This window comes from Lonepinella sp. MS14436 (assembly GCF_042470565.1).
Taxonomy (GTDB): Bacteria; Pseudomonadota; Gammaproteobacteria; order Enterobacterales; family Pasteurellaceae; genus Lonepinella.
On record NZ_CP170385.1, the window covers coordinates 2,184,898 to 2,191,424 of the forward strand.

The 6,527-nt window shown below is 37.5% G+C and carries 8 protein-coding genes; 4 read left to right on the top strand and 4 right to left on the bottom strand.

Annotated elements, in window-relative coordinates:
• The first annotated feature begins 25 nt into the window (after nucleotides 1–25).
• The 4 genes from O1Q81_RS10565 (at nucleotide 26) to O1Q81_RS10580 (ending at nucleotide 3,674) form a co-directional block, all read left to right on the top strand.
• Complete coding sequence (locus tag O1Q81_RS10565; RefSeq protein ID WP_386697593.1) at nucleotides 26–1,840, top strand: AMP-dependent synthetase/ligase; 1,815 nt, start codon at nucleotides 26–28, stop codon at nucleotides 1,838–1,840.
• 124 nt (nucleotides 1,841–1,964) lie between these two features.
• A complete protein-coding gene (locus O1Q81_RS10570; protein WP_386697596.1) occupies nucleotides 1,965–3,068 on the top strand; it encodes a transglutaminase-like domain-containing protein in 1,104 nt (367 codons plus the stop codon).
• A complete protein-coding gene (locus tag O1Q81_RS10575; protein ID WP_386692381.1) occupies nucleotides 3,043–3,405 on the top strand; it encodes a mercuric transporter MerT family protein in 363 nt (120 codons plus the stop codon). Before O1Q81_RS10570 ends, O1Q81_RS10575 begins: the two co-directional genes overlap by 26 nt.
• On the top strand, nucleotides 3,402–3,674 hold the full coding sequence (locus O1Q81_RS10580; protein WP_386687770.1) for a heavy-metal-associated domain-containing protein: 273 nt from the start codon (nucleotides 3,402–3,404) through the stop codon (nucleotides 3,672–3,674). Before O1Q81_RS10575 ends, O1Q81_RS10580 begins: the two co-directional genes overlap by 4 nt.
• 81 nt (nucleotides 3,675–3,755) lie before the next feature.
• Here the strand turns inward: O1Q81_RS10580 and yidC are convergent, their stop codons facing one another.
• Genes yidC through rpmH form a run of 4 tightly spaced genes read right to left on the bottom strand, consistent with a single transcriptional unit; the run spans nucleotide 3,756 to nucleotide 6,105 of the window.
• Nucleotides 3,756–5,369: a membrane protein insertase YidC gene (gene yidC, locus O1Q81_RS10585; protein ID WP_386698658.1), complete on the bottom strand. Its 1,614-nt coding sequence runs from the start codon at nucleotides 5,367–5,369 to the stop codon at nucleotides 3,756–3,758.
• Entirely contained in the window at nucleotides 5,366–5,632 is a 267-nt protein-coding gene (gene yidD / locus O1Q81_RS10590) for a membrane protein insertion efficiency factor YidD (protein ID WP_386694940.1), read from the bottom strand. Before yidD ends, yidC begins: the two co-directional genes overlap by 4 nt.
• Nucleotides 5,587–5,955, bottom strand: a complete 369-nt coding sequence (gene rnpA, locus O1Q81_RS10595) for a ribonuclease P protein component (protein WP_386687774.1) — start codon at nucleotides 5,953–5,955, stop codon at nucleotides 5,587–5,589. Before rnpA ends, yidD begins: the two co-directional genes overlap by 46 nt.
• A 15-nt stretch (nucleotides 5,956–5,970) precedes the next feature.
• Nucleotides 5,971–6,105, bottom strand: coding sequence for a 50S ribosomal protein L34 (gene rpmH, locus O1Q81_RS10600; RefSeq protein WP_005539760.1), 135 nt, complete (start codon nucleotides 6,103–6,105; stop codon nucleotides 5,971–5,973).
• Nucleotides 6,106–6,527: the final 422 nt, after the last annotated feature.

The following is a 6,527-nucleotide window of genomic DNA, read 5'->3' on the forward strand; positions in this document are numbered from 1 at the left end:
TTAAATAATTAATAGGATTTTAACAATGAACATGGATTTCCATTTTATCCAACGCATTCGTCAACAAGCAAAAACACTATCAAAACAGACCGCACTTCGTTATAAACAACAAGATCAGTGGGTCGATATGTGTTGGGATGATTTTCAACAGCGTATTGATGAAATCAGCCGTGCCTTATTAGCTTGTAAGATTCAAGTGCAGGATAAAATCGGTATCTTCGCGCATAATATGCCAAACTGGACAATCGCTGATATTGCCACATTACAGATTCGAGCGATAACTGTTCCGATTTATGCCACCAACACGGCTAATCAAGCTGCCTTTATTATTAACAATGCAGATATAAAAATTCTGTTCGTGGGTGGACAAGAACAGTACGATCAAATTCTGGAAGTGTTAGATCAATGTCCGCAATTAGAAAAAATTGTAGCAATGAAACCCAATATTGCGTTGCATTATTGTGAAAAAGGCTATCACTGGTCTGATTTTGTGCAACTAGGTTCAGAAAATCAACAAACAGAATTAGATCAACGCATTGCGGATAAATCCCTTGATGATCTATTTACCCTCATTTATACATCAGGTACCACTGGCGAACCGAAAGGTGTTATGCTTGATTATGCCAATTTAGCCCATCAATTACAAGCTCATGACAAATTACTTGATGTAACCCAACAAGATGTGTCTTTATCATTCCTCCCTTTCTCGCATATTTTTGAACGGGCTTGGATTGCTTATATTTTACATTGTGGAGCAATCAACGTCTATTTAGAAGACACTAATCAAGTACGTCAGGCTTTAACCGAAGTTCGCCCAACTATAATGTGTGCGGTACCACGTTTTTATGAAAAAATTTACACCGTAGTTTGGGATAAAGTACAAAAATCTCCGTTCTATCGCCGAATGTTGTTTAAATGGGCGTTAAGTGTAGGGGAACGTTATTTTCACGTTAAAGCTGCGGACAAGAAACCATCTTTTTTGTTGCAAAAACAATATGTTTTAGCAGATAAAATTGTGTTCAGAAAACTCCGCCAACTACTCGGTGGACGAATTCGAATAATGCCTTGTGGTGGTGCTAAATTAGAACCGAGCATTGGGGTATTTTTCCACAGTATCGGCTTAAATGTAAAACTCGGCTACGGCATGACCGAAACCACCGCAACCATTTCTTGCTGGGACAATGTTAAATTTAACCCAAACTCTATTGGTACATTAATGCCTGATGTAGAAGTTAAAATCGGGGAAGATAACGAAATTCTGGTACGTGGTGGGATGGTGATGCGTGGCTACTACAAAAAGCCCGAAGAAACTGCCCAAGCCTTTACTGAAGATGGCTTCTTAAAAACGGGAGATGCAGGCGAATTTGATGCTGACGGTAATTTATATATCACTGACCGTATCAAAGAATTAATGAAAACCTCCAACGGGAAATACATCGCACCACAAATGATCGAAGGGAAAATAGGCAAAGACAAATTTGTTGAACAGATTGCGATTATTGCCGATGCTAAAAAATACGTTTCAGCATTAATTGTACCTTGTTTTGAGAGTCTGGAAGAATATGCCAAACAGCTCAATATCAAATATCAAGATCGTTTAGAATTAGTCAAACATTCTGATATTATTCAAATGTTTGAAAAACGAATCAACGAGTTGCAAAAAGAACTAGCTCACTTTGAGCAAATTAAAAAATTTACTTTATTACCACAGGCTTTCACCACCAAAATGGAAGAAATCACCCCGACCCTAAAACTCCGCCGTAAAATTATTTTACAACGTTATCGTGAGCAGATTGAGTCGATGTATAAGGGAAAGGGAGAGAAAAAGGATAACGAGTAAAGATTATTTTATTCAAATATATTTTGTTCTTAGCAAATTTCAGGTATTCTTATGCCTAGTTCATTCTGCTTGCAGCTCTGAACTTAAATATGACAGGTTCTGTTTATTTATTTTAAGGAAATCTATGAAAAAATTATTTTTAATCACCGCACTTTTCAGCAGTGTAATCTCTGCCCAAGCACAAAACGTGCCAAATCCTAACACCAATACACATTCCTATGAATTTACCCAAAATTACGATCTCATTGTGCCACAAGGTTCAAAGGGAGCAACTAATTTATGGGTTCCGTTACCGTTCAATAATGACTATCAAAAAGTCCAATCTATTGAATTTGATGGTAATTTCAAACACGCCTATATTAGTGAAAATAATCAATATGGTGCTAAAACTCTGTATGCAAATTGGGATGAAAAAGCGGAAAAACGTCATCTGAATGTGAAATTAGTAGTGCAAACTCAAGATCGTGAGCCTATGCAACAAGGACTGTTAGAAGATTATCAAACACCTGAAAAAATTGAATATTCTGTTGATGTGCAACAATATTTAAAACCTACTCAACATATCAAAACCGATGGTATTGTAAAGCAATTTGCTGATAAAATTGTGGGTAGTGAAACCAATCCATTGAAAAAAGCTGAACGCATTCATCAGTGGATCGTCAATAATATGGAGCGGGATAATTCCGTGTTAGGCTGTGGTGATGGTGATGTGGAAAAAATTCTCACCACTGGCGTGTTGAAAGGCAAATGTACTGATATTAATTCAGTGTTTGTGGCATTGGCTCGAGCGGCGAATATTCCTGCCCGTGAAGTGTTTGGGATTCGTTTAGGGCAAGCGGTGAAAATGGGTGAATATTCCAAATCAGCCTTTGGCGGTGCGAAAGACAAAGTGGCAAATGAAAACGGTGGACAACATTGCCGTGCGGAATTTTATTTAGCTGGCTTTGGTTGGGTACCTGTGGATTCTGCTGACGTGGCAAAATATCGTTTAACTGAGAAAAAAGCCGTGGACGATAAAGACACTCAAACCGTGGCTAAATACTTATTCGGTAACTGGGAAGCCAACTGGGTAGGTTTTAATCACGCTCGTGATTTCAACCTTTACCCAATGCCAGAACTCGCCCCAATCAATAACTTCGGCTACCCTTATGCAGAAGTCGGCGGTGATCCATTAAATTCTTATGACGCTAAAGAATTCGGTTATGAATTTATCTCAAAAGAACTATAATCAATCCTTTTTTACCGCTTGTGTAACGGCAGTAGTGGCTGCTGTTACATCGAGTTTGTGCTGTATTGCTCCGCTGATTTATTTGCTATTCGGGGTTTCATCTAGTTGGCTAATTGAGCTAAACCAGCTAGATTACTTACGTATTCCAATGTTAATTTTATCGCTTGCTGCATTCAGCTATGGTTTTTGGTTATTAGTCTTTTCAAAAAAGATCATTTGCACGAAATACTTATCTCGTAAAACCTTGTTATGGTGTTACTGGATTCTATTTGTGTTGATTATTTTTCTGTTAAGTTATCCGACTTTATTGCCGTTTATTTTGGAGCGTTTAGAATGAAAAAAGGATTGATCTTTAGCATGATCAGCTTATTTTCTGCGGTCAGTTTCGGCGCAGAAAAGCAAATGACACTACATATTGAAGAAATGAATTGCCAACTTTGTGTGTATTTAGTGAATAAGGAATTGCGAGCTATTGACGGTGTCATTTCGACTAAGGGCAATTTTAATGACCGACTAGTGAAAATCGTAGCAGACGAAAAAGTCACCAATGAACAATTAATTAACGCTATTGATAAATTACATTATCACGCTGTTGTGATGCCATAATAATCAGTATAATCTAGCTTCCCACCTAAAGTAAAAGGTATCTTGCGATACCTTTTATTTTTAATCTAATTCCAGTTCTGATTATTTACGAGAATGTAACCCTTTCTTCTCTAATCCACGATAAATCAACTGTTGTTGAACAATGGTGATTAAGTTAGACACTAACCAGTATAACACCAAGCCAGACGGGAACCATAAGAAGAAAACAGTAAAGATCACTGGCATAAAGGTCATCACTTTTTGTTGCATTGGATCTGCCACTGGGGTTGGAGACATTTTTTGTAACAGGAACATTGATGCTCCCATTAACAATGGCAAAATATAATACGGATCTTGTGCCGATAAGTCTTGAATCCAACCAAAGAATGGCGCATGACGTAACTCTACCGCTTCCATAAATGTCCAGTATAACGCAATGAAAATTGGCATTTGCACAAGAATCGGTAAGCAACCACCCATTGGGTTGACTTTTTCTTCTTTGTACAATTTCATCATTTCCTGACTCATACGTTGACGATCATCGCCGAAACGTTCACGCATTTCCTGCATTTTTGGTTGCAACATACGCATTTTCGCCATGGAGGTGTATTGTGCTTTAGTGAGTGGGTATAAGATCCCTTTCACAATGATAGTAACACACATAATTGCCACACCCCAATTCACTACAATACTTTGAATAAAGGTTAACAATTTAAATAATGGTTTTGCAATAAACCACGCCCAACCATAATCAACAGTTAAATCAAGGTGGTTTGCTACGTCGCCCATTTTATTTTGTAATTTAGGACCTGTCCAAAGTTGACTTTTGATCGTTTCACTTGTTCCAGCTGGAACAGTCACGGTCGGTCCACGATAACCAATAAAACCCATGCCGTTATTGGTGCTAGTGTAAAGTTGATTATCTGCATCTTGATTAGGAATCCAAGCAGACACGAAATAATGTTGTAATATTGCAATCCAACCCGCTTTAGTATTAATCGCTAGGTTATTTTTCCCCATATCTTCAAAACTGTATTTTTTATAGTTAGTTTCGGCTGAAGAATAAGCACCACCAGTATAGGTCGGCATCGCCATATTACCTGAATGTTCCACTAAAGTGTGTTTTAACTGACCATAAGGTTGTACTTCAATCGCAGTTTCGCTGTTATTTTGAATTTCATAATTCACTTCAACTGCGTATTCACCACGTTTTAACACAAAAACTTTATGATAAGTCACACCATTCTGGCTAAAGGTTAATGGCACTCGTAATTCATTTTGACCATCAGCTAGTGCAAAGTTATCACCATCTACTTGATACGCTGCACGACCTGCTGCACTATCAATCCCGTTTTTCCCCACTAAACCACTTTGTGCAACATAAACTTTGTTCGGATTATTTTCTAATAATACTAAACGTTCTTGGCTATTAAGTTCTGCTGCATAATCTAATAGGCTACTTGCCACCACATCACCGCCTAAAGTATCCACTTTTAAGCTAAATACGTCATTAGTTAGGGTGATAATACGACCTTGAGTCGTTCCATCAACCATTGATGCAGATGCAGTTGAGCTGGTTGGCGTATCATTAGATACAGCAGAAACTGTGGTTTGTTGTGCCACTGGTTTCGGTGCTTTGTCAATTTCCCATTGTTGGTAAACAAGGAACGAAATAAACAGTAGAGCAAGAGCTAATAAGCTACGATTATTCATCAGTTGTTCTCTTTGTGATTATTGTTATCATTTTTTGGTGGAACAGGATCGAATCCACCAGCATTTAAAGGATGACATTTTAATATACGTTTAAGCGTAAGCCAACCCCCTTTTATTGCTCCGTGCGTTTTTATTGCTTCAATACCATAACAAGAACAGGTCGGTACAAAGCGACAACGAGGTCCAATTAACGGACTTAGCACAATTTGGTAAACACGAATTAGTTTGATGAGAACTTTTTCGCCAATCGAATGTGACGTTGCCATAATTTATCCAAAGTTTGGGTTAAAGTTGGATTATCTAACTTGCCAATACCTGCTTTTGCCACAATCACAAAATCATAGTTAGGTAAACTATGCTGTAATAAACGAAAACTTTCACGGCATAAACGTTTAATACGATTACGATCGTGGGCTCTTTTCAAATGTTTTTTTGCCACGGTAAGACCTAAACGTGGATGCGTCAGATTATTTTTTCGGGCAAGAATTGTGACTTCAGGTGCAGAAGAACGGAGCGGCTCTTGAAAGACGTATTTGAAATGTTCGGGAGTCAACAAACGCAACTCCCTAGAAAAGTTTAGCTTAACCACGCTAAGGCGTAAGGATTAAGCAGATAAACTTTTACGACCTTTAGCACGACGACGAGCTAAAACTTGACGGCCGTTTTTAGTTGCCATACGAGCACGGAAACCGTGAGTACGACTACGTTTTAATACAGAAGGTTGAAATGTACGTTTCATATTAAAATTTACCTAAATCAAAATGGTTATTGATCGCTTTATTCACAAATGCCGTTGCAAAAGCGAACAAAACACAAATTACTTGAAAACAGGGTTATTCAAAGTTATCCAAAATAAGGAACGAGATTCTACTCATAAAATCAGCGTTCGTCAAATCAGAATCAGCAAAATCAAGTAACTATTTTCTAAAAATATACAAATTATCTTATCTAGTTTTGCAACTAATTGATTTTCTGTTATAAAAAAACCCTACAAAAAGAGTAGCCAAATTATACGTTTTTTGGCGAAAACCTCAAGCAATTTTTTTGATCCTTTTATGAAGATCTTTCCGCTTTTTTATTGTAGAATTAAACCAACTTTAACCGCACTTTTGGAACTAGACTCTTAGTTCTGCAATATAACTAAATGATATTTAAATAAAA